Source organism: Paraburkholderia sp. GAS334 (genome assembly GCF_050436625.1).
Classification (GTDB): Bacteria; Pseudomonadota; Gammaproteobacteria; order Burkholderiales; family Burkholderiaceae; genus Paraburkholderia.
Genome location: NZ_JBNDMO010000007.1, coordinates 182,172 through 207,062, shown reverse-complemented (window position 1 = coordinate 207,062; position 24,891 = coordinate 182,172). Strand labels below are relative to the sequence as shown.

The window sequence follows — 24,891 nt, the reverse complement described above, 5'->3', positions numbered from 1 at the left end:
AACGCGCCTGTGGGCGCCGTCCCTGCCGGGTGCTGATTCCGCGCGTGCAACTCGCTGCATCTCATTTTCAGGGTGAGCAGCCAGACCCCGGCGCAAGTAAAATAACGGTTTATCGCTTGCACCTGCGCAATCCGCCCGCATTCCGGCGCGATACGCCGGTTAAATGCACCGGTCCAATGCGCCGGCCTTGCAGACTGCTGGGCAAATTATATTCATAATGAAAGAGTTAGGCAAAATATCCCAGAAATCGCTCAACAGCGGGGTCGCAAGCGACCAGGTCTCGATGGTCGAGATCGACGACGGCGCGGCCGGACAGCGCATCGACAACTTCCTTTTGCGCGTCTGTAAAGGCGTGCCCAAAAGCCATATCTACCGGATCCTGCGCAGCGGCGAAGTGCGGGTGAATAAGGGTCGGGTCGACGCCCAATATCGCCTGCAACTGGGTGATCTGGTCCGTGTGCCGCCGATCCGGATCGCGCAGGGCACCGAAGCTACCGCGCACGCGCCGGTGCCGTCTGCGGACTTCAAGATCCTTTTCGAAGACGATCACATGCTCGTGATCGACAAACCGGCCGGCGTCGCCGTCCACGGTGGCAGTGGTGTTGCCTTTGGCGTCATCGAGCAGATGCGCGAGGCGCGTCCGCAGGCGAAATTCCTCGAACTGGTGCATCGGCTCGACCGGGAGACGTCCGGCGTGCTGATGCTCGCGAAAAAAAGGGCGGCACTCGTCGGCCTGCACGAACAGATTCGCGAGAACCAGATGGACAAGCGGTACTATGCGTGCGTCCACGGCGACTGGGCGAGCGACTGGGGGCGCCGGCGCGCGGTGAAGGAACCGCTGCACAAATATCTGACCCCGGAAGGCGAGCGGCGCGTGCGCGTGCAGCTGGACGGCCTGCCGTCGCATACGGTGTTCAATCTGATCGATCGCTGGCCTGAATACGCGCTGCTCGAGGCGGAACTGAAGACGGGCCGCACGCATCAGATTCGCGTGCATCTGCAGCATCTGGGGCTGCCGATCGTCGGCGACGCCAAATATGGCGACTTCGCGCTGAACAAGGCGCTGGCGCGCTCGAACGCGAATCCGGGGCTCAAGCGTATGTTTTTGCACGCTTACCGGCTGAAGCTCAAGCATCCCGCCACCGGCGACACGCTGCAGTTCGATGCGCCGCTGCCGGCGGAATGCCGGCGCTTCGTCGACCAGCTGACTGCATTACGTGATCAACCACATAACGAGACGAACACGCATGGCTCGAGAGCAATTTGACCTGATCATTTTTGACTGGGACGGCACCTTGATGGATTCGACCGCCCACATCACGCGCAGCATCCAGGCAGCGTGTCGCGATCTTGGTCTGCCCGTGCCTGGCGACGAGGCCGCGAGCTATGTGATCGGTCTGGGCCTGCGCGACGCGCTCCAGATCGCTGCGCCGACGCTCGATCCGGCTGACTATCCGCGCCTTGCCGAGCGCTATCGCTTTCACTATCTGGTCAAGGATCAGATCACCGAGCTGTTCGACGGCGTGCGCGAAATGCTGCAGGAATTGCGGGAGACAGGTTACCTGCTGGCCGTCGCGACGGGCAAAAGCCGCGTCGGGCTGAACCGTGCGCTCGACCAGAGCCGCCTGACGAGCCTGTTCGACGGCACGCGCTGCGCCGACGAAACGTTCTCCAAACCGCATCCCGCGATGCTGCATGAACTCACGCGCGAACTGGGGCAGGATCTGGCGCGAACCGTCATGGTGGGCGATACGACGCACGATCTGCAGATGGCGATCAACGCGGGTGTCGCAGGGATCGGCGTGGGATATGGCGCACATCCGGCCGCGTCGCTGACGGCGCTCACGCCGAAATTTGTCGCCGACAGCGTCGGCTCCCTGTCTTCCTGGCTGCGCGAAAACGCATGAGCTGCGCGACGAACGATCCGGTCAGGATCTGTGCCTCCGATGAGCTGGTCGACGGCGGCGCGGGCGTGCGTCACGCCGCGACCTACGGCGGTGGGGAGGCAATTGTATTCTTCGTACGTTACGATGGCCGCGCGTACGGCTACCTGAATCGCTGCGCGCACGTACCGATGGAGCTCGACTGGTCCGAAGGGCAGTTCTTCGAATCGTCCGGTTTATACTTGATGTGCGCTACGCACGGTGCGATTTATGCGCCGGACACCGGTCGGTGTGTCGGCGGTCCGTGTCGTGGCGGCAGGCTGCGTCCCGTCGAGGTCGACGAACGCGACACGCCTGAAGGCCGCGCCGTGTTCTGGCTTCCGGACGACCATTTGCGTCCGGTCACCCCTTGACCCTTCTTCCTGCGACGCATGGCCGACAATCAAAATCCTGACCCCATCGAACCCGCTGGTTCGGAGCGACGCCCGCCCGGGTCGGAGCCCGGCTGGGAGCGCGCCGCGCTCGAGCGCATTGCGCTCGCCGCCATCACTGAACAGCGCGCGGCACGGCGCTGGAAAATCTTTTTCCGCTTCGTGTTTCTCGCGGTGCTGGCGCTGCTGGTGTGGGGCGTGTTCGACTTCAGCGGCGAACATGTGTCGACGACCGGGCGGCACACGGCGCTCGTGTCGCTGGACGGCGAGATTTCGTCCGATACGAACGCGAACGCGGAAGACATCGACACCGCGCTCGCTAACGCATTCGACGACGACGGCACGGCCGGCGTGATCCTGCGCATCAACAGCCCGGGCGGCAGCCCGGTGCAGGCGGGCATCATCAACCGCGAGATTCGCCGTCTGCGTGGCAAATATCCGTCCATTCCGCTGTATGTCGTGGTCGATGATATGTGCGCGTCGGGTGGCTATTACGTGGCGGCCGCGGCGGACAAGATCTATGTCGACAAGGCGAGCATCGTCGGTTCGATCGGCGTGCTGATGGACGGATTTGGCTTTACCGGGCTGATGGACAAGCTTGGTGTGCAGCGCCGGCTGCACACGTCGGGAGAGAACAAGGGATTTTTCGATCCGTTCTCGCCGGAGACGCCGAAGATGGACGTCCATGCCCAGCAGATGCTCGACCAGATCCATGCGCAGTTCATCGACGCGGTGCGTCAGGGCCGCGGCAAGCGTCTTCATGAGACGCCGGATGTGTTCTCGGGCCTTTTCTGGACGGGCCAGGAGAGCATCGAACTGGGTCTTGCGGACGCCCTTGGCGATACGGACTACGTCGCGCGCGAGGTGATCAAGGCGCCGGATATCGTTGACTATACGGTCAAGGAAAGCATCACCGATCGCGTCGCGAAAAAGTTCGGCGCGGCCGTGGGTGCGGCGGGCGTGCACGCGATGATCGCGGGCGGGAAGTTGAGCCTGCGCTGATCGACAGGCGTGTGGACGGCGCGGTCTGGTTGACTGGCGTGCGCCCCGACCGCCGTCGCGCTCGTCGCTTAAACCGCCAGCAGCAGGAAAATTGCCGGACGCTTGTGCAGATCGATGGCCGGCGCCTTCTTCCAGTCGGCTACCGGGCGGCTCGCGATGGTTTCCTCGGGCAACGTCAGATCGACCGCAACACACACGAGCGTCGAGGGCGCGCAGGTCGCGATCAACGTATCCAGCAGCGCGCGGTTCCGGTAGGGCGTCTCGATGAAGATCTGCGTCTGCTTCGCCTTGCGCGACTGCTGTTCGAGTTCACGCAGACGCTTCGCCCGTTCCGCCGCATCGACCGGCAGGTAGCCGTGAAACGCAAAGCTCTGGCCGTTCAGGCCGGACGCCATCAGCGCCAGCAGAATCGAACTCGGCCCGACCAACGGCACGACCTTGACGCCGCGCTCGTGCGCGCGCCGCACGAGCAGCGCACCGGGATCGGCGACCGCCGGGCATCCCGCTTCGGAAACAAGACCGGCATCCGTGCCGGCGAGGATCGGCGCCAGCAGCTTTTCGATCTCGCCAGCCGGCGTGTTGACGTTCAGTTCGCGAATCTCGATTTCCTGAATCGGCCGTTCGGTGCCGACTTTCTTCAGGAATGCCCGGGTCGTCTTCGCGTTTTCGCCGATGTAGTAGTGCAGTGCGGCTGCCTGCGCGCGAACCGGCGCGGGAAGGACCGCTGCGAGTGCGTCCGCGTCGCCTTCGCCGAGGGTGTTGGGGATCAGGTAGAGAACGCCGCTCATCGTGCACCAAAAAGTGGGTAACCGGCCGCGAGGAGCATGCGGGTGAGCGCGATCAGCGGAAGGCCGATCAGCGCAGTCGGATCGTCCGACTCGATCGCTTCGAGAAGCGCGATGCCGAGCCCTTCCGATTTTGCGCTGCCCGCGACGTCGTAGGGCGTTTCTGCTCGCAGATAGGCTTCCAGATCGGTGTCCGGCATGTTCCGGAACCGCACATGCGTGACGACGTCGAGCGTTTGGGCTGCGCCGGAACCGCTGTCGAACAGGCACAGCGCACTATGAAACAGCACTTCGCGGCCGCGCATCGCCTGTAGTTGGGCGAGCGCTTTCTCGTGCGTGCCTGGTTTGCCGATCTGGAGGCCATCGTAAGTGGCGACCTGATCGGAACCGATGACGAGCGTGCGCGCCTCGCCCGCAGCATGAAGCGCCACGACGGCGCGCGCCTTGGCTTCGGCGAGCCGCAACGCGGTCGTCGTCGGACTTTCGTCGGCAAGCGGCGTCTCGTCGATATCCGGCACGATGACATCGAACGGGATCCGCAGGCGTTCAAGCAGTTCGCGGCGATAGCGTGAACTCGACGCGAGAACGAGGCGGGGCGGGCGATTCAGGGAATCTGACATGTTCAACCAAAGGCTGGAATGGCGGGTCGCAAACGGGATTCCGGATGCGGACTTAAGTGTTTGACTCGAAAAGACAAAACGGATAAGATCTTGGGCTTTTCATCGGTATGTTATTTGCGCGTCGGTTGAACGGTTGCGTAGCATGACATGCCGGATCTTCCCGGCCGAAAGCCTCGCCGACGCAGGAGCGCACATGACTGAACATCCTGGCAAACCTGCAGGTCCCGCTGCCATTCTCGATCCGCGCGAACTCGATCTGTTCGAATTCGCGCGCAGTGGTCGGCAGGCTGCGGGTGTGGTGCGCGTCTCGCAACTGCCGCGCATGTTAAACGAAGTCCCGTCCGAGGCGCCAGATCGCGATACCGCGTTCACCTGGCAGGCGGAAGGGTCGACGCAGCCGGAATTGCAGGACGACGGCACCGAAGGGCCGCAGCCTTACCTGCGGCTCGCGCTTCACGGTGCGGCCTGGCTGGTTTGTCAGCGTTGTCTGGCCCCGTATGAGCAGGCGTTCAACGTCGATGCGATATACCGGGTCGTCAACACTGAGGAAGAAGCGGAGGAATTTCCGCTTGATGAGGATGAAGTCGAGGTGATCGTGGGCTCGCGCCAGTTCGATCTCGTCGAGTTGATCGAAGAGGAATTGCTGCTTTCGCTGCCGCTGGTGCCGAAGCACGATGTTTGCCCTGAGGTTCACGAAAGTCTGGTCTCGGGTGTAAGCGGTGCGGATGCTGAGGGCGACGAAGCGGCGCGGGACGAAGCTGAAGAGGGTGGCGAACCCGAGCGGCCGAATCCATTTGCGGCGCTCAAAGGGCTCAAGCGGGGCGGCCCGGGCGGCGAAAAGCACTGAACAGTTGCATGGGAGCGCGACGGTATATCGGCGTTCTGGCCATTCGGCCAGTGGCGATTGCCGTATCGGGCTGTGTTAGAATTCGGAAAATTTTTAGGAGTTATCATGGCAGTTCAACAAAACAAGAAGTCGCCGTCGAAGCGCGGCATGCACCGCTCGCACGATTTCCTCGGCGCAGCACCGCTGGCTGTCGAACCGAGCACGGGTGAAGTGCATCTGCGTCACCACGTTAGCCCGAACGGCTACTATCGCGGCAAGAAAGTCGTCAAGACGAAGAACGACTAATCGTTCTCGACTCGTCGCTTCATCGCGTTGCGTTCAATGACGTGTCGCATGGCGATCAGCTCGCTTGACATTTTCCCGGCTCGACAAAAAGGCGGCATTCAACTGCCGCTTTTTTGTGCCTGAAATTCGTCGCATTCCATGACTGTAAAGCTCACGATCGATTGCATGGGAGGCGACCACGGCCCGTCCGTGACCGTTCCCGCGGCTGTCAATTTCGTTCGTTCGCATCCCGACGCGCACCTGATGCTCGTCGGCATCGAAACCGCGATCCGGGCCCAGCTGAAGAAGTTGAAGGCGCTGGACGAGCCCGCGCTGACGGTCGTCCCGGCCAGCGAGATCGTCGCCATGGATGATCCGGTTGAAGTTGCGCTGCGCAAGAAAAAAGACTCGTCGATGCGCGTTGCGCTGAACCGGGTCAAGGACGGCGAAGCGCAAGCCTTCATCTCCGCGGGCAATACCGGCGCGCTGATGGCGGTTTCCCGTTACGTGCTGAAGACGCTTCCGGGCATCGAGCGCCCGGCGATCGCGTTCGCCCTGCCGAACCGGACAGGCTACACGATGATGCTGGACCTTGGCGCCAACGTCGATTGCGAACCGCAGCATCTGTTGCAGTTTGCCGAGATGGGTCACGCACTCGTGTCCGCGCTTGAAGGCAAGGAGCATCCGACCATCGGTCTGCTCAACATCGGCGAAGAAGTCATCAAGGGCAATGAGACGATCAAGCGCGCCGGCGAACTGCTGCGCGCAAGCACGCTCAACTTCCGCGGCAATGTCGAAGGTGACGATATCTATAAAGGTACCGTCGACGTGATCGTCTGTGATGGCTTCGTCGGCAATGTCGCGCTGAAGACGTCGGAAGGGCTCGCGCAGATGCTTTCCGATATCATCAAGGAAGAGTTCGGCCGTTCGTGGCTGACGAAGTTGATGGCTGTTCTCGCATTGCCTGTATTGATGCGTTTCAAGAAACGTGTCGACCACCGGCAATACAACGGCGCGGCGCTTCTCGGGCTGCGCAGTCTCGTGATCAAAAGCCACGGTTCGGCGGACGCCTACGCGTTTGAGTGGGCGATCAAACGCGGGTATGATGCCGTCAAAAACGGCGTGCTGGAACGCCTTGCGTCCGCGATGGAAGAGAATGCGGGTCCTCTCGAACAGGCGGTGCGCGGGGTTATCCCCGGGGTTACCCCGGAAGCAGGCGGCGCAGGTCACACAAGCCCGGTCGCCGGCCAGCCAGCCGAGCCCTACGCTCCGCAATCCTCGAAGGCATAATGGCTCAATCGACTATTTATTCCCGCGTGCTGGGCACCGGCAGCTATCTGCCGCCTGGCCGTGTCACGAATCAGGATCTGGCTGAACGTCTCGCAAAGCAGGGTGTCGAGACGAGCGACGAGTGGATCGTCGCGCGCACGGGTATCCATGCCCGCCATTTCGCTGAACCCAACGTCACCACCAGCGATCTCGCCCTGATCGCCTCGCAACGTGCGATCGAGGCCGCTGATGTCGACCCGCAGTCCATCGATCTCATCATCGTCGCCACGTCCACGCCGGATTTCGTGTTTCCGAGCACGGCGTGTCTGTTGCAGAACAAACTCGGCATCAAGAACAACGGCGCGGCGTTCGACGTGCAGGCCGTGTGTTCCGGCTTCGCCTACGCAGTGGCCACCGCCGACAGTTTCATTCGCAGCGGCCAGCATCGCACGGCACTGGTGATCGGCGCGGAGACGTTCTCGCGCATTCTCGATTTCAATGACCGTACCACCTGCGTGCTGTTCGGCGACGGCGCCGGCGCCGTCATCCTGCAGGCGTCCGAAGAGCCAGGCGTGCTTGCAAGCGCGCTTCACGCTGACGGTAGCCATTCGAACATCCTGTGCACACCGGGCAACGTGAATGGTGGCGTGGTCGCGGGCAGCGCGTTCCTGTATATGGATGGCCAGGCGGTGTTCAAGCTTGCCGTCAATGTGCTGGAAAAGGTCGCCGTCGAAGCGCTGGCCAAAGCCAACCTCACGCCGGACCAGATCGACTGGCTGATTCCGCATCAGGCCAACATCCGCATCATGCAGAGCACGTGCCGCAAGCTCGGCCTCCCGCAGGAGCGCATGGTCGTCACCGTCGGTGAGCATGGCAACACATCGGCGGCATCGATTCCGCTCGCGTTCGACGTCGCGGTTCGCGACGGGCGCATCAAGCGCGGCCAGAACGTGCTGATCGAAGGCGTCGGCGGCGGCTTCACGTGGGGCGCATCGGTTATCCGCTACTGAGCGACGGTTTCGCGTCTGCGGCGGCGTATCGCTGCCGCGCGCAACGTCCGGTAGCGCGGTCCCGATCGCGTCAGCCCACCTCTCATCGAATTTTGAGGACGATATGAAATTTGCGTTCGTTTTCCCTGGCCAGGGCTCGCAGTCGGTCGGGATGCTCAATGCGTTCGCCGATCACGCCATCGTGCGCGAGACGGTCCAGGAAGCGTCCGACGCGCTCGGTCAGGATCTCGGCAAGCTGATCGCCGAAGGTCCGGTCGAGGATCTGAATCTCACTACCAATACCCAACCGGTCATGCTGACCGCCGCGTACGCGATCTACCGCGCGTGGCAGGCGGCGGGTGGCCCGGCGCCGGCGATCGTCGCGGGCCATAGCCTCGGCGAATACACGGCGCTCGTCGCCGCGGGCGCGCTGTCTTTCCGCGACGCCGTGCCGCTCGTACGTTTCCGCGCACAGGCTATGCAAACGGCAGTGCCGGTCGGACAGGGCGGCATGGCCGCGATTCTCGGCCTCGACGACGACACGGTGCGCGCAGTGTGCGCGGAAGCGTCGTCGGCAGGCGTCGTGGAGGCGGTGAATTTCAACGCGCCTTCGCAGGTGGTCATTGCCGGTCACAAGGCGGCCGTTGAAAAGGCGTGTGAAGTTGCGAAGGCGAAGGGCGCGAAACGTGCGTTGCCGCTGCCGGTGTCGGCGCCGTTCCACTCGTCGCTGCTGAAACCTGCTTCCGACCAGTTGCGCGCGTATCTGGCGAACGTCGAAGTTCAGGTGCCGAAGATTCCGGTCATCAACAACGTCGACGTTGCTGTGGTCATGGAACCGGCCGGCATCAAGGATGCGCTCGTGCGTCAGGCCGCAGGCGCTGTGCGCTGGGTGGAATGCGTGCAGGCGATGGCCGGTCAGGGCGTCACGCACGTGATCGAATGTGGCCCGAGCAAGGTGCTGGCAGGTCTGACGAAGCGCATCGACGGCAACCTCATCGGCGCTTCGATTGTCGACCCGGCATCGCTCGACGAAGCGCTCAAGCTCGCAACGGCGTAGTCGCTCTCTACACGCCACGCCAGGTCACTCAGATTCAACGATTTCAGCCCGCAACCCGCGGGCCATCCGGACACCAAGATGGAAAAGACTCTCGACAGGCAGATCGCGATTGTGACGGGCGCCTCGCGCGGTATCGGCCGTGCAATTGCGCTTGAACTGGGGCGCCAGGGCGCGACCGTGATCGGCACGGCCACCAGCGAATCGGGCGCGAACGCGATTACCGAAGCGTTCAAGGCTGAAGGCGTGAATGGCCGAGGCGCTGTGCTGGACGTGAACGACGCATCGGCAGCGGAAGCGCTGATTGAGGGCACGGTCAAGGAATTCGGCGCGCTCAACGTGCTCGTGAACAACGCCGGCATCACGCAGGACCAGCTGGCGATGCGCATGAAGGACGACGAGTGGGATGCGGTGGTCGACACCAACCTCAAGTCGGTTTTCCGTCTGTCGCGCGCGGTGCTGCGCCCGATGATGAAAGCGCGTGGCGGCCGGATCATCAACATTACGTCGGTCGTGGGCTCGGCGGGCAATCCGGGGCAGGTGAATTACGCTGCCGCGAAGGCTGGCGTCGCCGGCATGACCCGGGCGCTGGCGCGCGAAATCGGTAGCCGCAACATCACGGTGAATTGCGTCGCGCCGGGTTTTATCGATACCGATATGACGAAAACCCTGCCGGAAGAGCAGCAGACTGCCCTCAAGACGCAGATTCCGCTTGGCCGTCTGGGTAGCCCGGAAGACATCGCTCACGCCGTCGCATTTCTCGCTTCACCGCATGCTGGCTACATCACGGGCACGACGCTGCACGTGAATGGTGGCATGTATATGTCGTAAAAGTTTTCGTTTTTCATCCAGGGCTCATACCTTTCGGGTAAACGTGCTTTGGATGGCTGATCAGCAACCGTGCGCGCCGCTTTTTTAGAGTGTCAAACCTGATAAAATGCGCGCACCTGCATTTTTGAACTTCTTTCCCTTGGAGGGGTAATGGACAATATCGAACAGCGCGTCAAGAAGATCGTCGCAGAACAACTGGGCGTTGCGGAAGCAGAAATCAAGACCGAAGCATCGTTCGTGAACGACCTCGGCGCTGACTCGCTCGACACCGTCGAACTCGTGATGGCCCTCGAAGACGAATTCGGTATGGAAATTCCGGATGAAGAAGCCGAGAAGATCACGACCGTCCAGCAAGCGATCGACTACGCCCGCGCAAACGTCAAGGCCTAAGGTCATTCGGACTTTTGGCGGGATTTTGCCAGGTTAACAGCCACAGGGTTCACAGGGCATGTTCCTGTGGCCGCTGTGGCTTTTGCTTTTGTCATCTATGAAAACGAGGTTACCGTGAGCCGTCGTCGTGTTGTTGTTACAGGCCTGGGGCTGATTTCGCCTGTTGGCAATAATGTTGCCGACGGCTGGGCCAATCTGGTCGCCGGCAAGTCCGGCATTGCCGACATCACGAAGTTCGACGCATCGAACTTCTCGACTCGCTTCGCCGGCGAGGTCAAGGGCTTCAATATCGAGGACTACATCCCCGGTAAGGAAGCGCGCCACATGGATACGTTTATCCATTACGGCATCGCCGCCGGCATCCAGGCGATGAACGACAGCGGCCTCGAAATCACCGAAGAGAACGCGGAACGTGTCGGCGTTGTAGTCGGCTCGGGCATCGGCGGTCTGCCGATGATCGAAGTCACGCAGACCGAACTGCTGAATCGCGGCCCGCGCCGGATCTCGCCGTTCTTCGTGCCGGCGTCGATCATCAACATGATCTCCGGCCATCTGTCGATCAAGTTCGGTCTTAAAGGCCCGAACCTTGCAATCGTCACCGCCTGTACCACCGGCCTGCACTGCATCGGCGAGGCATCGCGTCTGATCGAATACGGCGACTGCGACGTCATGATCGCCGGCGGCGCGGAATCGACCGTGTCGCCGCTCGGTATCGGCGGCTTTGCGGCGGCGCGCGCGCTGTCGCAACGCAACGACGATCCCGCCACGGCAAGCCGTCCGTGGGACAAGGATCGCGATGGTTTCGTGCTGGGCGAAGGCGCAGGCGTGATGGTGCTCGAAGAGTACGAGCACGCGAAGGCACGTGGCGCGAAGATCTACGCGGAAGTGTCCGGTTACGGCATGAGCGGCGACGCGTACCACATGACCGCTCCGCTGGAAGATGGCGACGGCGCACGCCGCTGCATGCTGGCCGCGATGAAGAACGCGGGCATCAACGCAGATCAGGTCAGCTACCTGAACGCGCACGGTACCTCGACGCCGCTCGGCGATCTGGCCGAGACGACCGGCATCAAGCGCGCTTTCGGCGATCACGCGAAGAACATGGTCGTCAATTCGACCAAGTCGATGACCGGGCATCTGCTCGGTGGCGCGGGCGGGCTCGAATCGGTGTTCACGGTGCTGGCCGTGCATCATCAGATTTCGCCGCCGACCATCAACATCTTCAACCAGGACCCGGCCTGCGATCTCGACTACTGCGCGAACACTGCGCGGGAGATGAAGATCGACGTCGCGCTGAAGAACTCGTTCGGGTTCGGTGGCACGAACGGTACGCTGGTCTTCAAGCGCGCCTGATCGCTTGACGTCTCACCTCGGCACGGCTGATCCGGCGCATTTCGCCGGATCGGCATCGCCAGACGGCTCGCCGCCGCGTATTGCGCTGCGGTGCTCCCTGACGCTGCGCTGGGTGACTGCGGCTTTCATCCTGATCGCCGCGGCGACCGTCGTTGCCTGCGCCGCACCGCGTCTCGGCGTCTGGCTGGCGTTTCCGCCAGCTTTAGCCGTGTTCGCGTTGCTGGCGATCAGCGCGCTCGCCTGGGAGCGTCGTCAGCCGCGAGAACTGAAAATCGGGGCAAATGGTCTGTCGCTGTGGAAAGAAGCAGGCGGTGCGCCGGTTCAGGCCCGCATAACCGGCTGTTCACAGTGGAGTGACCGGCTCCTCATTCTTGCGCTTGCCGGTGAGAGCGGGCGCCTCAACCCCCTGTTTATTGCTGCCGACGCGTTGCCGGCCGACATCTTTCGCGAACTGTCGGTCCTCGGCCGGCGTGGCTCTCCCACATCACTGTAAAGACTGTAACCACTGTTACCAGCGTAACGTGACGCGATGATGGGGACGCTACAATGGTGCCCCGCCATGCACCCTATAGTTAACGGATTTATCAGGTGAGCGAAAAAGAAATAGATCAGGTGCTGGTCGAGCGCGTCCAGAAGGGCGACAAGGCCGCGTTCGAGCTACTGGTCACCAAATACCACCGCAAGATCATCCGGCTGATCTCGCGCCTTGTGCGGGACCCCGCCGAGGTCGAGGACGTGGCTCAGGACGCCTTTATCAAGGCCTACCGGGCGCTTCCCCAGTTTCGGGGCGAATCCGCTTTTTATACGTGGTTGTACCGGATTGCGGTGAATACCGCAAAGAACTACCTTGCGACCCAAGGCCGGCGCGCGCCAACTTCGACCGAAGCCGATGCTGAAGAAGCTGAAACTTTCTCGGATGCTGACCAACTAAGGGATATCAACACGCCTGAGTCGATGTTGATGAGCAAGCAGATCGCTGAGACGGTCAATGCTGCAATGGCGGTTTTACCGGAAGAGTTGCGCACCGCCATTACTCTTCGTGAAATTGAAGGTTTGAGCTACGAAGAGATCGCTGAGATGATGGGGTGCCCGATCGGCACCGTCAGATCACGGATTTTTCGCGCTCGCGAAGCCATTGCGGCAAAATTGCGTCCGTTGCTTGACACACCTGAAGGCAAGCGCTGGTAATTGGCCAGCCGGCCTGACGGGCATGGATGCAGTATCTGGGTTAGGTGGTGTCACTACGGGATGTCTGTAAGATGGGGAGCATCATGGGGTCGGTCTCGATGCAATCGCAAGCAAGCTCGCGAGGCGAGCGTCTGTCCGCTTTTGTCGACGGTGAGCTGTCCGGCGAAGAGCATCTGAACAAGTTTATTGCTGATCTGAATCGCGACGATCGCGCAACGTGGTCGGACTACCACCTGATCGGGGACGCCCTGCGTTCCGACGATCTGGCCGTGAGTCCGGTGGCCAGCAAAGCATTTATGGCTGGCTTTGCCGCGCGTTTCGAGTCGGAGGTGCACGTGCTCGCGCCTGCCGCGATTCCGGTCGCGCGGCGTTTGCTGGCGCTGCGCCGGCGGGTTGTGCCGGCATTTGCCGTCGCGGCCGCCGCGGCAACGTTGACGTGGGTCGTCGTGCCGCAACTGCAGGGCGTCGGCAGTGCGCCTGGTGGCGCGCAGATGGCAGCCGTATCGTCGGATTCGATGCAGCGTGTGGCGATGGCGTCTGTGCCGGCTGCTACCGCGCGGCCTGTCATGCAGGAGGCGAACATCATCCGCGACGCCAATCTCGACCAGTATCTGGAAGCGCATCAGCAGTTCGCGCAGCAACCGGTCGTCCCGGGTTCGATGCCGCTGATCCGTGCCGCCGCTGCCGTGACCTCGCAGGACCAATAGTTGATGCAGACTCCGTGGTTGAATAAAACGACAAACTGGGGGCGGCTGCCGGCATTTCTGTTCTGTGCAGCCGTACTGCTTTCCGCGATATCCCGCGCGTTCGCGCAATCCGAGGATCCCGCCGCCGTCCGCCGCACAGCGGCAGACTGGCTCAATCGCATCCATCAGGCCGCCCAGCAGCAGAACTACGAGGGCGCGTTCGTCTACCAGCGCGGCTCGTTCGTGCAGTCGTCGCGGATCTCGCATTACGCGACCCGCAACGACGGTGAATACGAGCAGCTGGAAAGCCTGGACGGCAAGCCGCGCAGGATGCTGCGCCATAACGACGACCTGTATACGTTCGTGCCGGAACGACATTTGTGCGTCGTCGAGAAGCGTCAGAACAAGGATTCGTTCCCTGCATTGCTGTCCGCGCCCGGTGACCAGGTGCTCGCGGTCTATGAGCCGAAACTGCTCGGGACCGATCGCGTCGCGGGTATCGATAGCCAGGTGATCGAACTCGATCCGAAAGACGCGTATCGCTACGCTTACAAGCTATGGGCCGATACCAAAACGGGGCTTCTGCTGCGCGCGCAGACGCTCGACCCGAGCGGCCAGGTGCTCGAACAGCTGTCGTTTTCGCAAATCCGCATCGGTGTTCCGGTCGACAAAACGGCGATCGTCAGCGGCATTCACAACACGGCTGGATGGACAGTGGTGCGTCCGCCGATCGAGTCTGTCGATATGGAAGCGCAGGGCTGGCAGATGTCACCGACCGTTCCGGGCTTCCACAAGATCCGTGAACTGCGTCGCCCGATGGCAGCCCGCGATCCAGGCGATCCGACCATTCCGGTCGATCAGGCAGTATTCTCGGACGGACTCGCGGCCATCTCGATCTTCGTTGAGCCTGTTGAAAAGAACACGCGCAAGGAAGGATCGGGGAGTAGTGGCGCTACGCATGTCCTCGTCAAGCGCCACGGCGATTTCTGGATTACCTTGCTCGGGGAAGTGCCCCAGGCCACGTTGCAGCAATTTGCGTCTGCCATAGAATACAAGGCTACAAAGTAATCCTCCGGCTCAAGACCCTATGACGAACTTCTCGGTGCGCAATTTTCTTGCAGCCGCGGTGGTGGCGGTATGCCTGCCACTCGTGCCGCACACTGCGCTGGCGGCGCCTGCAGCCAGTCTTCCCGACTTCACCGATCTGGTCGATAAGGTCGGGCCCTCCGTCGTGAACATTCGCACGACAGCGCGTGTGTCGAGTTCGACGCGGGGCCTGCCACCGGGCATGGACGACGGCGACATGTCCGAGTTCTTCCGCCGGTTTTTTGGAATTCCGATGCCGCAGACGCCGCAATCGCCCGGTACGCCGCCCCGCGGTGGTGGCGGTGGTGGTGGCGGTGGTGGCGGCAGTCAGGGCCAGCAGGACGCGCCCGACAGCGGCGGCGACACCGAGCAGAACAGTGGCGTCGGCTCGGGCTTCATCCTGTCGGCTGATGGCTACGTGATGACGAACGCACACGTCATTGATGATGCCGACACCATCTACGTCACGCTCACCGATAAGCGCGAGTTCAAGGCAAAGCTCGTCGGTGTCGACGATCGCACTGACGTTGCGGTCGTGAAGATCAGCGCCGCGAACCTGCCAGCCGTCACGGTCGGCGATTCGAACAAGGTCCGCGTCGGTGAATGGGTCGTCGCGATCGGTTCGCCGTTCGGGCTCGAAAACACGGTTACGGCGGGCATCGTCAGCGCCAAGGGGCGCGACACGGGTGATTATCTGCCGTTCATCCAGACCGATGTTGCCGTGAATCCGGGCAACTCGGGCGGTCCGCTGATCAATATGCAGGGCGAAGTGATCGGCATCAACTCCCAGATCTACAGCCGCACAGGCGGTTTCATGGGCATTTCGTTCGCGATTCCGATCGACGAAGCGATGCGCGTGGCCGATCAGCTGAAAACAACTGGCAAGGTTACGCGTGGCCGCATTGCCGTCGCGATCGGCGAGGTGACGAAGGACGTAGCCGACTCGCTCGGTTTGCCGAAGGCGCAGGGCGCGCTCGTCAGCAGCGTCGAGCCGGGCGGTCCGGCCGAGAAGGCGGGCGTGCAGCCAGGCGACATCATCCTGAAGTTCAACGGCCATCCGGTCGATACCGCGACGGACCTTCCGCGTATGGTCGGTGATACCAAGCCGGGCACGAAGGCGACGATCACCGTGTGGCGCAAGGGCCAGACGCGTGATCTGCCGGTCACGATCGCCGAGATGCAGCAGGATAAGACGGCGAAGGCCGACACGAAGAAAACGCCGCCGCCGAAGCAGCGCGCGACCAACGCGCTTGGCCTCGCGGTCAGCGATATCCCGTCTGACCAGCTGAAAGCGCTGAAGCTGCGCGGCGGAGTGCAGATCGACGCGGTAGAAGGGCCTGCCGCGCGCGTCGGACTGCAGAAGGGCGACATCATCCTGCGCGTGGGCGACACGGATGTCTCGAACGCAAAGGAATTCGAAGACGTCACGTCGCATCTCGACCCGCAGAAGATGACGGCGCTGCTCGTGCGTCGCGGCGACAACACGCAGTTCGTGCCGATCCGTCCGCGTTCGGCACCGGCGCCGAAGTGACGATGGCGGCACGGCTGACACTCTACGGGCGCACGTGGTGTCATCTGTGCGACGACATGCATGCTGCGCTCGAGCCTTTGCTGGCCGAGTTCGGCGTGCAGCTCGATGTAATCGATATCGATGCCGACGCAGCGCTGGAAGCGCGTTACAACGAACGCGTGCCGGTTTTGCTCTGCGATGGCATCGAACTGTGCCACTATCACCTCGACGCAAAACGTGTCCGTGCCGCGCTCATCGCGCGCGCCGCTCTTGCCCGCGCGGTGCGGTGAAAGGGGCGCAACAGTCCGCACGAGCCTTGGCCGACTGGCAGCCCGTCCCGCAAAAACCGCCGGGCGAGGGCCTTTTCGGCTAAAATAGTCCGGTTTTTCACCTACTTACAAGGCGTGCTCCGCAATCGTCCGAGCGCGCCTTTTTCGCTTGATCGGTACTGAATGGATCATATTCGTAACTTCTCGATCATTGCGCACATCGACCATGGCAAGTCGACGCTCGCCGATCGCATCATCCAGCTGTGTGGCGGTCTGTCCGACCGCGAAATGGAATCGCAGGTGCTCGACTCGATGGATCTCGAGCGTGAGCGCGGCATCACCATCAAGGCGCAGACGGCGGCGCTCTCCTACCGCGCGCGCGATGGCAAGGTGTACAACCTCAACATGATCGACACGCCGGGGCACGTCGACTTCTCGTACGAAGTCAGTCGCTCGCTGTCGGCGTGTGAAGGCGCGCTGCTCGTCGTCGATGCCAGCCAGGGCGTCGAGGCGCAGACGGTCGCGAACTGCTACACGGCTATCGAGCTAGGCGTCGAAGTCGTGCCAGTGCTGAACAAGATTGACCTGCCCGCAGCGAACCCGGAAGGCGCGATCGAAGAAATCGAAGACGTGATCGGCATCGACGCTTCCGACGCCACGCATTGCAGCGCGAAGACGGGCCTCGGCGTTGAGGACGTGCTCGAAGCGCTGATCGCGAAAGTGCCGCCGCCGAAGGGCAATACGGAAGCGCCGCTGCAGGCGCTGATCATCGATTCCTGGTTCGACAACTACGTCGGCGTCGTGATGCTGGTGCGTATCGTCAACGGCACGCTGCGTCCGAAGGACCGCATTCGCATGATGGCGACCGGCGCGCAGTATCCGGTCGAGCACATCGGCGTCTTCACGCCGAAGTCGAAGAATCTCGAGGTGCTGTCGGCAGGGCAGGTGGGTTTCATCATCGCGGGCATCAAGGAACTGCCGGCCGCGAAGGTGGGCGATACCGTCACGCTCGTGAACCGTCCCGCAGCTGAACCGCTGCCGGGCTTCAAGGAAGTGAAGCCGCAGGTGTTTGCCGGCCTTTATCCGGTCGAAGCCAACCAGTACGACGCGCTGCGCGAATCGCTCGAAAAGCTGAAGCTGAACGACGCGTCGCTGCAATACGAGCCGGAAGTGTCACAGGCGCTCGGCTTCGGTTTCCGCTGCGGCTTCCTCGGCCTGTTGCACATGGAGATCGTCCAGGAGCGGCTCGAACGCGAGTTCGACATGGACCTCATCACCACCGCGCCGACGGTCGTGTATGAAGTCCTGCAGCGCGACGGCACGACCATCATGGTCGAGAATCCGGCGAAGATGCCGGACCCGTCGAAGATCGAGGAAGTGCGCGAGCCGATCGTCACGGTGAACCTGTACATGCCGCAGGAATACGTTGGCTCGGTCATCACGCTCTGTACGCAGAAGCGTGGCAACCAGATCAACATGCAGTATCACGGCCGCCAGGTTCAGCTGACGTACGAAATCCCGATGGGCGAAATCGTGCTCGACTTCTTCGACCGGTTGAAGTCTACGTCGCGCGGTTACGCGTCGATGGATTACGAGTTCAAGGAATATCGCGCGGCCGACGTCGTGAAGGTCGACATGCTGATCAACGGCGACAAGGTCGATGCGCTGTCCGTGATCGTCCACCGTTCGCAGAGCCAGTACCGCGGCCGCGAAGTCGCGGCGAAGATGCGCGAACTGATCCCGCGCCAGATGTATGACGTGGCCATTCAGGCAACGATTGGCGCGAATATCATCGCGCGTGAGAACATCAAGGCGCTGCGCAAGAACGTGCTGGCAAAGTGCTACGGCGGCGACATCACGCGTAAAAAGAAACTGCTCGAAAAGCAGAAGGCCGGCAAGAAGCGGATGAAGCAGGTCGGGTCGGTGGAAATCCCGCAAGAGGCTTTCCTCGCAATCCTGCGTGTCGAAGACAAATAAGAGAGAAGAAACGGAACCCCATGAATTTTGCGCTGATTCTTTTTGTGCTCGTCATCGTAACGGGCATCGCCTGGGTCGCAGACAAACTGGTTTTCATCCCGCAACGACGCCGCGCCGCAGAGGCCGCGGTCGCCGAGTTCGACCGCCAGCAGGCGCGGGTCGGCGAGCGTTTCGCCGACGAAAACGCGGCGCAGACGCGCGCCCGTCTGCGTGACGACAAGCTGCGCCAGCCCTGGTGGCTCGAATATTCGGCGAGCTTTTTCCCGGTGATCCTCGTCGTGTTTGTCGTACGTTCGTTCGTCGTCGAGCCGTTCAAGATTCCGTCGGGTTCGATGGTGCCTACGCTGCTGGTCGGCGACTTCATTCTCGTGAACAAGTACGACTACGGCATCCGTCTGCCAATTACGAACACCAAGATCACGCAGGGCCGTCCGCTCGAGCGTGGCGACGTCGTCGTGTTCCGTTATCCGAAAGACGAATCGGTCGACTACATCAAGCGCGTGATCGGCGTGCCGGGCGACGTCGTCGCGTATCAGGACAAGAAGCTGACGATCAACGGCAAACCCGTGCCGGAAACGGCGCTGCCGGATTACTTCGACGAAGAGCGTATCGGCTACGCGAAACAGTTCGACGAAAATCTGAACGGGCGCAAGAACGCGATTCTGAACAACCCGGCAGTGCCGCCGTTTATCATTGGCGCAGAAGATTATCCGTATCGCGACAACTGCACGTACAACGCGCAAGGCGTGATCTGCAAGGTGCCAGCAGGCAACTATTTCATGATGGGTGACAACCGCGATAACAGCGCGGACAGTCGCTACTGGGGCTTCGCGCCGGACAAGAATATCGTCGGTCGCGCGTTCTTCATCTGGATGAACTTCAGCAGCCTCAAGCGCATCGGTTCCTTTAACTGATCGCGTAGCAACGGAGCCGCATAACACGCCGCGCACAACGCGCGGCGTGTTAGCACGCTACTTTAAGAACGTGCGGTAACGTCGCTTCACCACGCTTTTTCGTCGGCCGCCCCGCGTTTTCGCCCGGGCAGGCGCCCGCGTTATACTCTGCACATGCCCCTATCTCCGTTGGAAAGCCGTTTGCGCTACGAATTTCGCAATGCGGAATTGTTGCGTCAGGCTTTAACTCATCGCAGTCACAGTGCTACGCATAATGAACGGCTCGAGTTTCTTGGCGACTCCGTTCTGAATTGCGCGGTGGCCGCGCTATTGTTCCAACGTTTCAGCAAGCTGGACGAAGGCGATCTGTCACGCGTCCGGGCCAATCTGGTCAAGCAGCAGTCGCTTTACGAGATCGCTCAGGCCCTGAATATCTCCGAAGGCCTGCGCCTCGGCGAAGGCGAACTGCGTAGCGGCGGCTTCCGTCGTCCGTCGATCCTCGCGGATACGCTGGAAGCCGTGCTGGGCGCGGTGTTCCTCGATGGCGGCTTCGACGCCGCCCAGACGGTCATCAAGCGGCTGTACGTGCCGATTCTCGATCACATCGATCCGCGTACCCTCGGCAAAGACTCGAAAACGCTGCTGCAGGAATACCTGCAGGGTCACAAGATCGCTTTGCCGACCTATACGGTCGTCGCAACGCATGGTGCGGCGCACAACCAGCAATTCGAAGTCGAATGCACGGTGCCCAAGCTGGACGTGAAGGTGTCCGGCTCGGGCGCCAGCCGTCGCGCGGCTGAGCAGGCGGCGGCCAAGAAGGCGCTCGAAGAAGTCATGGCGGCTGCGCCCGCACTGGTTGCGAAACCGAAGCGCTCGAAAGGCGCGCGGGCCGCGAAGCATGCGGAGCCGGAGATCGTTCCCGGTGTCGCGGGCGTGCAGACGGCGTTGGACCTGCGCGCGCCGGACCATCGCAAGTCGTCTGAACGCGTCGGGCGCGGTGAAGCGAAGCCGCCACTGACCGTGGCGACGGGCGACTCCGATAGCGCAGCTGCTGCCGGGGAATCGCCGGCCAGCGCGCCGACGCCGCTGCCACTCGCGGTGATCCGTGCCGCTCATGTCGAATACAGCGAACACGCTCAGTCGCAGGACAAAACCGACCGCGCCGACAAAGCCACGGAAAAGTCCGCCGACAGGCTGAATGACAAGCCCAGCGAAAAGTCCAGCGAAAAGCCGTCCGACAAGCCGGACACGAGCCGCACCGTCACCGACAAGCCCACGCTTCGCAACCGCGAATCAGTACCTGGCGTACCCGCATCGGACGAAGCCGAACTCGAACCTGGCGTTGCAGGCGCGGTGCAAACGCGCGCCGCCGACGCCGGCCATTGATGCAAAAAACGCGCTGCATGGGTCGCATCCTGCAGCGCGTCCACCCGAACCAGCCGTAGCCTGAATATGAACGCTCCCACTCCCACTGGTTTTCGCTGCGGCATGGTCGCGATCGTCGGCCGTCCCAATGTCGGCAAATCGACGCTGATGAACGCGCTCGTCGGCCAGAAAGTCAGCATTACGTCGCGCAAGGCGCAGACGACGCGCCATCGCATCACCGGCATCCACACGCTCGAAGACGCGCAGTACATCTTCGTCGACACGCCCGGCTTCCAGACGAAGCACAGCGGCGCGCTGAACCGCTCGCTGAATCGCGCGGTGACGTCGACGCTGACATCCGTCGACGCCATCCTGTTCGTGATCGAAGCCGGCCGTTTCGGCCCGGACGACCAGAAGGTGCTCGACCTGATTCCGCCGTCAGTGCCCACGCTCCTGATCGCGAACAAGCTCGATCGCGTTTCCGACAAGGACAGCCTGTTTCCGTTCATGCAACAGGTCAGCGCGCTGCGTCAGTTCAACGAAATCGTGCCGCTGTCGGCCAAGAACCCTGACGACATCAAACGCCTGATGGTGACGGTCAAGCCGTTCCTGCCGGAAGGCTCGCCGATCTACGGCGAAGACGATCTGACCGACCGCAGTGAGCGTTTTCTCGCCGCAGAAATCCTGCGCGAAAAAGTGTTCCGCTGGACGGGCGACGAACTGCCGTACACGAGCACTGTGCTGATCGACAAGTTCGAGACGGAAGGGCGCCTGCGCCGCGTCTTCGCGACGATCATGGTCGAGCGCGACACGCACAAGGCGATGATCATCGGCCAGAAGGGCGCGAAGCTGAAGCAGATCAGCACCGAAGCGCGTCTCGATATGGAGAAGCTGTTTGACGGCCCGGTGTACCTCGAAACCTTCATCAAGGTGAAGAGCGGCTGGGCCGACAACGAAGCCGGACTTCGCGCCTATGGGTACGAATGACGCCTGGGTGACGTTGCAACCCGGCGCCGACCCCGACGACGACGCCGGCGACGGCGAACCGGCTGCGCCGGCACCGTCCCGGGCAAAAAGATCTTCATCTGCAAAGAGCGGTGGCGAAGGCGAGGCGCGCAAAGCGCCCGCGCGCCGTCCTTCGCGCGCGGCCGCGTCCGACTATCGGGTCGCCGAACAGCCCGCGTTTGTTCTCCATAGCTATCCGTATCGCGAAACGAGTCTGATCATCGACGTGCTGTCGCGCGATCACGGCCGGCTCGCGCTCGTCGCGAAAGGCGCGAAACGTCCGCATTCGGCGCTGCGCGGCGTGTTGCAGACGTTCCAGCCGCTCGCGCTGTCGTGGTCTGGCAAATCGGAGATGCGCACGCTGACGGGCGCGGAGTGGGTCGGTGGCATGCTGCCGCTCGCTGGCGACGCGTTGCTGTGCGGCTTCTACGTGAACGAGCTGCTCGTCAAATTCTGCGCCCGCGAAGATCCGCATCCGCAACTGTTCCATCACTATGTCGTCACGCTGACGCGTCTCGCGCACGACGAGCCGCCCGTGCAGGTGCTGCGTTCGTTCGAACGCGTGCTGCTGCGCGAAACCGGTTACGCGATGGCGCTCGATCGCACCGTGACGCGCCGCGCGGTCGTGGCCGAGGGGCGTTATGTGTTCGATCCGGAGCGCGGCGTGCGTGAAGCGTCCGATGATCTTCCCGCGCAATGGCCGGTGATCGCAGGACAGACGTTGCTCGACATGGAGCAGGACGATTACCATCGTCCTCAAACGATTTCGCAGAGCAGGACGCTGATGCGTTTTCTGCTAAACACTTACCTTGCCGGCACGCCGCTCGCGACGCGCCAGATCCTGATCGACCTGCAGAACCTATGAGCTTCTTTCTAACGTCGCCGGGCGTGATCGACCTGGGTGTGAATATCGATCACGTCGCCACGCTGCGCAACGCGCGTGGCACGTCCTATCCCGATCCGATCCGCGCGGCGCTGGCCGCCGAAGAAGCGGGCGCTGACGCAATCACGCTGCATCTGCGTGAGGACCGCCGGCATATCGTCGACGCCGACGTGCGCACGTTGCGACCGCTCCTGAAAACGCGCATGAATCTGGAGTGCGCGGTCACGCAGGAGATGCTCGACATCGCGTGCGAAGTGAAACCACACGACGTCTGCCTCGTGCCCGAAAAGCGCGCAGAACTGACCACCGAAGGCGGTCTCGACGTCGCCGGCCAGTTCGACGCAGTGCGCGCGGCGTGCCGCCAGCTGGCCGACGTGGGCTCGCGCGTATCGCTCTTCATCGATCCGGACGAAACGCAGATTCGCGCCGCGCATGAAGCCGGCGCGCCTGTCATCGAACTGCATACGGGACGCTACGCCGAAGCGCACGACGCCGGCGAACAGCAGCGCGAATACGAGCGCGTGGTCCGCGGCGTGGAATTCGGCCGGTCGCTCGGCATCAAGGTCAATGCGGGCCACGGCCTGCATTACACGAACGTCCAGCAGATCGCCGCCATCGACGGCATCGTCGAACTGAACATCGGTCACGCGATCGTCGCACAGGCGATCTTCGCCGGCTGGGACAACGCGGTACGCGAGATGAAGGCGATCATGGTTGCCGCGCGTCTCGCCGCGCGCGCCTGACGCGCGTCACGCTCTCGTCACGCTTTCGTTACGAAAAGGCACGGCAATCACGTCATGGCGATCTATGGCATCGGCACCGATATCGTTCAGGTCAGCCGCGTCGCGGCGGTGATGGAGCGCACCAAAGGCCGCTTCGCCGAGAAGGTGCTCGGCGCGGACGAACTGCGCGTCTATCACGCTCGTCACGCGCGTTCGGCGGCACGCGGTCTCGCGTTTCTCGCGACGCGCTTCTCGGCGAAAGAGGCCTTTTCGAAGGCGATTGGTCTCGGCATGCGCTGGCCGATGACCTGGCGCGCGCTGCAGACGCTCAACGAAGCGAGCGGCAAGCCGATGGTGGTCGCATCGGGCGAGCTGGCCGAATGGCTCGACGCGCGTGGCATCACGGCGCGCGTAACGATCAGCGACGAGCGCGACTATGCCGTCTCGTTCGTGATCGCTGAAGTCGCCGATCCTGTCGCTTCCTGAGCGTCACCTGAATTATTCCGACGCGGCGTCACGCTGCGCTTCCTTCCTGTTGCCACAAATCAGATGAAATACGCTCCTGGACCCGTGATGCTCGATGTGGTCGGCAAAATGCTGACCGCTGACGATGTGCGCCGCCTCAGTCACCCGATGACCGGCGGCGTGATCCTGTTCGCGCGGCACTTCGAGAGCCGCGCACAACTGGTCGCGCTCACCGACGCGATCCGCGCGGTGCGCGACGATCTGCTGATCGCTGTCGATCACGAAGGTGGCCGCGTGCAGCGCTTTCGCACGGACGGCTTTACCGTGCTGCCTGCGATGGGCAAGCTCGGCGCGCTGTGGGACAAGGACGTGCTGTACGCGACGAAGGTGACGACGGCGGTCGGCTACATCCTCGCTTCGGAGTTGCGGGCGTGCGGCATCGACATGAGCTTCACGCCGGTGCTCGACCTGAACTACGGCCAGTCGCAGGTGATCGGCGACCGGGCGTTTCACAGCGATCCGCGCGTCGTCACGTTGCTGGCGAAGAGTCTGAATCACGGTCTTGCGCTGGCCGGCATGGCCAACTGCGGCAAGCATTTTCCGGGGCACGGCTACGCGGAAGCGGACTCGCACGTCGCGATGCCGACCGACGACCGTCCGCTCGAAACGATCCTCGCCGATGATGTCGCGCCGTATGACTGGCTCGGGATGTCGCTGGCGTCGGTGCTTCCGGCGCACGTGATCTATACGAAGGTCGACGCCAAACCGGCGGGCTTTTCGCGTGTGTGGCTGCAGGACATCCTGCGCGGCCGGCTGCGTTTTCAGGGCGCGATTTTCAGCGACGATCTGTCGATGGAAGCCGCGCGTCAGGGCGGTACATTGACCGAAGCGGCCACGGCCGCGCTACAGGCGGGCTGCGACATGGTGCTGATCTGCAACCAGCCCGAGGAAGCAGAGAAGGTGCTCGATGCGCTGCGTTTCACGCCGTCGAAGGAATCGCGTCAGCGGCTGAAGGCCATGCGCGCAGGCGGCAAGGCGCTCAAGTGGAGCAGGCTGATGGCCGACCCGGCATATCAGCAGGCAAAGACGTTGTTGCGCAACACGTTTCCCTGAGCCGATAGCCG

At 62.4% G+C, this 24,891-nt stretch carries 28 protein-coding genes; 26 read left to right on the top strand and 2 right to left on the bottom strand.

The annotated features are described in order from the left end of the window. Nucleotides 1-217: 217 nt before the first annotated feature. The 4 genes from P3T21_RS15615 to P3T21_RS15600 are packed head-to-tail and all read left to right on the top strand — an operon-like array spanning nt 218 to nt 3,316. A complete protein-coding gene (locus tag P3T21_RS15615) occupies nt 218-1,267 on the top strand; it encodes an RluA family pseudouridine synthase (protein ID WP_429256823.1) in 1,050 nt (349 codons plus the stop codon). Further along, the gene (locus tag P3T21_RS15610) at nt 1,248-1,907 is read left to right on the top strand and encodes an HAD-IIIA family hydrolase (protein WP_429256822.1); all 660 of its coding nucleotides are present in this window, start codon (nt 1,248-1,250) and stop codon (nt 1,905-1,907) included. The genes P3T21_RS15615 and P3T21_RS15610 overlap by 20 nt, the downstream gene beginning before the upstream one ends. Next, nucleotides 1,904-2,296 carry a Rieske (2Fe-2S) protein gene (locus tag P3T21_RS15605; RefSeq protein ID WP_429256821.1) on the top strand — a complete coding sequence of 131 codons (393 nt, stop codon included), beginning with the start codon at nt 1,904-1,906 and terminating at the stop codon, nt 2,294-2,296. The genes P3T21_RS15610 and P3T21_RS15605 overlap by 4 nt, the downstream gene beginning before the upstream one ends. A gap of 18 nt (nt 2,297-2,314) precedes the next feature. Further along, on the top strand, nt 2,315-3,316 hold the full coding sequence (locus P3T21_RS15600; RefSeq protein ID WP_429256820.1) for a S49 family peptidase: 1,002 nt from the start codon (nt 2,315-2,317) through the stop codon (nt 3,314-3,316). Nucleotides 3,317-3,384: 68 nt separating this feature from the next. On the opposite strand, the gene P3T21_RS15595 is transcribed toward P3T21_RS15600, so the two are convergent. Together P3T21_RS15595 and P3T21_RS15590 are read right to left on the bottom strand one after the other, a co-directional pair. Beyond that, the gene (locus P3T21_RS15595) at nt 3,385-4,104 is read right to left on the bottom strand and encodes an SAM-dependent methyltransferase (protein WP_429256819.1); all 720 of its coding nucleotides are present in this window, start codon (nt 4,102-4,104) and stop codon (nt 3,385-3,387) included. Beyond that, nucleotides 4,101-4,721 (bottom strand): Maf-like protein, encoded by a 621-nt coding sequence (locus P3T21_RS15590; RefSeq protein WP_429256818.1) that lies wholly within the window; start codon nt 4,719-4,721, stop codon nt 4,101-4,103. Before P3T21_RS15590 ends, P3T21_RS15595 begins: the two co-directional genes overlap by 4 nt. Nucleotides 4,722-4,914: 193 nt before the next feature. Between P3T21_RS15590 and P3T21_RS15585 the strand changes: the two genes are divergently transcribed. From P3T21_RS15585 to nagZ, 22 genes are all read left to right on the top strand, one after another. After that, nucleotides 4,915-5,568, top strand: a complete 654-nt coding sequence (locus P3T21_RS15585) for a DUF177 domain-containing protein (protein WP_429256817.1) — start codon at nt 4,915-4,917, stop codon at nt 5,566-5,568. Nucleotides 5,569-5,673: 105 nt separating this feature from the next. Further along, the gene (gene rpmF, locus P3T21_RS15580; protein ID WP_061149014.1) at nt 5,674-5,853 is read left to right on the top strand and encodes a 50S ribosomal protein L32; all 180 of its coding nucleotides are present in this window, start codon (nt 5,674-5,676) and stop codon (nt 5,851-5,853) included. Nucleotides 5,854-5,991: 138 nt separating this feature from the next. Further along, nucleotides 5,992-7,122 carry a phosphate acyltransferase PlsX gene (gene plsX / locus P3T21_RS15575; RefSeq protein WP_429256816.1) on the top strand — a complete coding sequence of 377 codons (1,131 nt, stop codon included), beginning with the start codon at nt 5,992-5,994 and terminating at the stop codon, nt 7,120-7,122. Further along, a complete protein-coding gene (locus P3T21_RS15570; protein WP_429256815.1) occupies nt 7,122-8,111 on the top strand; it encodes a beta-ketoacyl-ACP synthase III in 990 nt (329 codons plus the stop codon). The genes plsX and P3T21_RS15570 overlap by 1 nt, the downstream gene beginning before the upstream one ends. 103 nt (nt 8,112-8,214) lie before the next feature. After that, entirely contained in the window at nt 8,215-9,147 is a 933-nt protein-coding gene (gene fabD, locus P3T21_RS15565; protein ID WP_429256814.1) for an ACP S-malonyltransferase, read from the top strand. A 78-nt stretch (nt 9,148-9,225) separates the two neighbouring features. Next, nucleotides 9,226-9,975, top strand: a complete 750-nt coding sequence (fabG, locus tag P3T21_RS15560) for a 3-oxoacyl-ACP reductase FabG (protein WP_429256813.1) — start codon at nt 9,226-9,228, stop codon at nt 9,973-9,975. A gap of 150 nt (nt 9,976-10,125) precedes the next feature. Next, complete coding sequence (gene acpP, locus P3T21_RS15555) at nt 10,126-10,365, top strand: acyl carrier protein (protein ID WP_014897657.1); 240 nt, start codon at nt 10,126-10,128, stop codon at nt 10,363-10,365. A 114-nt stretch (nt 10,366-10,479) separates the two neighbouring features. After that, entirely contained in the window at nt 10,480-11,718 is a 1,239-nt protein-coding gene (gene fabF / locus P3T21_RS15550; RefSeq protein ID WP_429256812.1) for a beta-ketoacyl-ACP synthase II, read from the top strand. Nucleotides 11,719-11,722: 4 nt separating this feature from the next. Further along, on the top strand, nt 11,723-12,211 hold the full coding sequence (locus P3T21_RS15545) for a protein YgfX (protein ID WP_429256811.1): 489 nt from the start codon (nt 11,723-11,725) through the stop codon (nt 12,209-12,211). A gap of 95 nt (nt 12,212-12,306) precedes the next feature. Then, entirely contained in the window at nt 12,307-12,906 is a 600-nt protein-coding gene (rpoE, locus tag P3T21_RS15540; RefSeq protein ID WP_096717241.1) for an RNA polymerase sigma factor RpoE, read from the top strand. Nucleotides 12,907-12,989: 83 nt separating this feature from the next. Beyond that, nucleotides 12,990-13,613, top strand: a complete 624-nt coding sequence (locus P3T21_RS15535) for a sigma-E factor negative regulatory protein (RefSeq protein WP_429256810.1) — start codon at nt 12,990-12,992, stop codon at nt 13,611-13,613. A 3-nt stretch (nt 13,614-13,616) separates the two neighbouring features. After that, a complete protein-coding gene (locus P3T21_RS15530; protein ID WP_429256809.1) occupies nt 13,617-14,660 on the top strand; it encodes a MucB/RseB C-terminal domain-containing protein in 1,044 nt (347 codons plus the stop codon). Nucleotides 14,661-14,679: 19 nt separating this feature from the next. Continuing rightward, the gene (locus tag P3T21_RS15525) at nt 14,680-16,209 is read left to right on the top strand and encodes a DegQ family serine endoprotease (protein WP_429256808.1); all 1,530 of its coding nucleotides are present in this window, start codon (nt 14,680-14,682) and stop codon (nt 16,207-16,209) included. Further along, nucleotides 16,206-16,478, top strand: a complete 273-nt coding sequence (locus P3T21_RS15520; RefSeq protein WP_429256807.1) for a glutaredoxin family protein — start codon at nt 16,206-16,208, stop codon at nt 16,476-16,478. Before P3T21_RS15525 ends, P3T21_RS15520 begins: the two co-directional genes overlap by 4 nt. Nucleotides 16,479-16,640: 162 nt before the next feature. Next, nucleotides 16,641-18,434, top strand: a complete 1,794-nt coding sequence (lepA, locus tag P3T21_RS15515; RefSeq protein WP_429256806.1) for a translation elongation factor 4 — start codon at nt 16,641-16,643, stop codon at nt 18,432-18,434. A 20-nt stretch (nt 18,435-18,454) separates the two neighbouring features. After that, entirely contained in the window at nt 18,455-19,348 is an 894-nt protein-coding gene (gene lepB / locus P3T21_RS15510; RefSeq protein ID WP_429256805.1) for a signal peptidase I, read from the top strand. Nucleotides 19,349-19,501: 153 nt separating this feature from the next. After that, complete coding sequence (rnc, locus tag P3T21_RS15505) at nt 19,502-20,713, top strand: ribonuclease III (protein ID WP_429256804.1); 1,212 nt, start codon at nt 19,502-19,504, stop codon at nt 20,711-20,713. A 66-nt stretch (nt 20,714-20,779) separates the two neighbouring features. Continuing rightward, nucleotides 20,780-21,679: a GTPase Era gene (era, locus tag P3T21_RS15500; protein ID WP_429256803.1), complete on the top strand. Its 900-nt coding sequence runs from the start codon at nt 20,780-20,782 to the stop codon at nt 21,677-21,679. Then, the gene (gene recO / locus P3T21_RS15495) at nt 21,666-22,562 is read left to right on the top strand and encodes a DNA repair protein RecO (RefSeq protein WP_429256802.1); all 897 of its coding nucleotides are present in this window, start codon (nt 21,666-21,668) and stop codon (nt 22,560-22,562) included. The genes era and recO overlap by 14 nt, the downstream gene beginning before the upstream one ends. Beyond that, nucleotides 22,559-23,323, top strand: coding sequence for a pyridoxine 5'-phosphate synthase (gene pdxJ / locus P3T21_RS15490; protein ID WP_429256801.1), 765 nt, complete (start codon nt 22,559-22,561; stop codon nt 23,321-23,323). Before recO ends, pdxJ begins: the two co-directional genes overlap by 4 nt. Before the next feature lie 54 nt (nt 23,324-23,377). Then, on the top strand, nt 23,378-23,788 hold the full coding sequence (gene acpS / locus P3T21_RS15485; RefSeq protein WP_429256800.1) for a holo-ACP synthase: 411 nt from the start codon (nt 23,378-23,380) through the stop codon (nt 23,786-23,788). 63 nt (nt 23,789-23,851) lie between these two features. Beyond that, complete coding sequence (gene nagZ, locus P3T21_RS15480) at nt 23,852-24,880, top strand: beta-N-acetylhexosaminidase (RefSeq protein WP_429256799.1); 1,029 nt, start codon at nt 23,852-23,854, stop codon at nt 24,878-24,880. Nucleotides 24,881-24,891 lie beyond the last annotated feature (11 nt).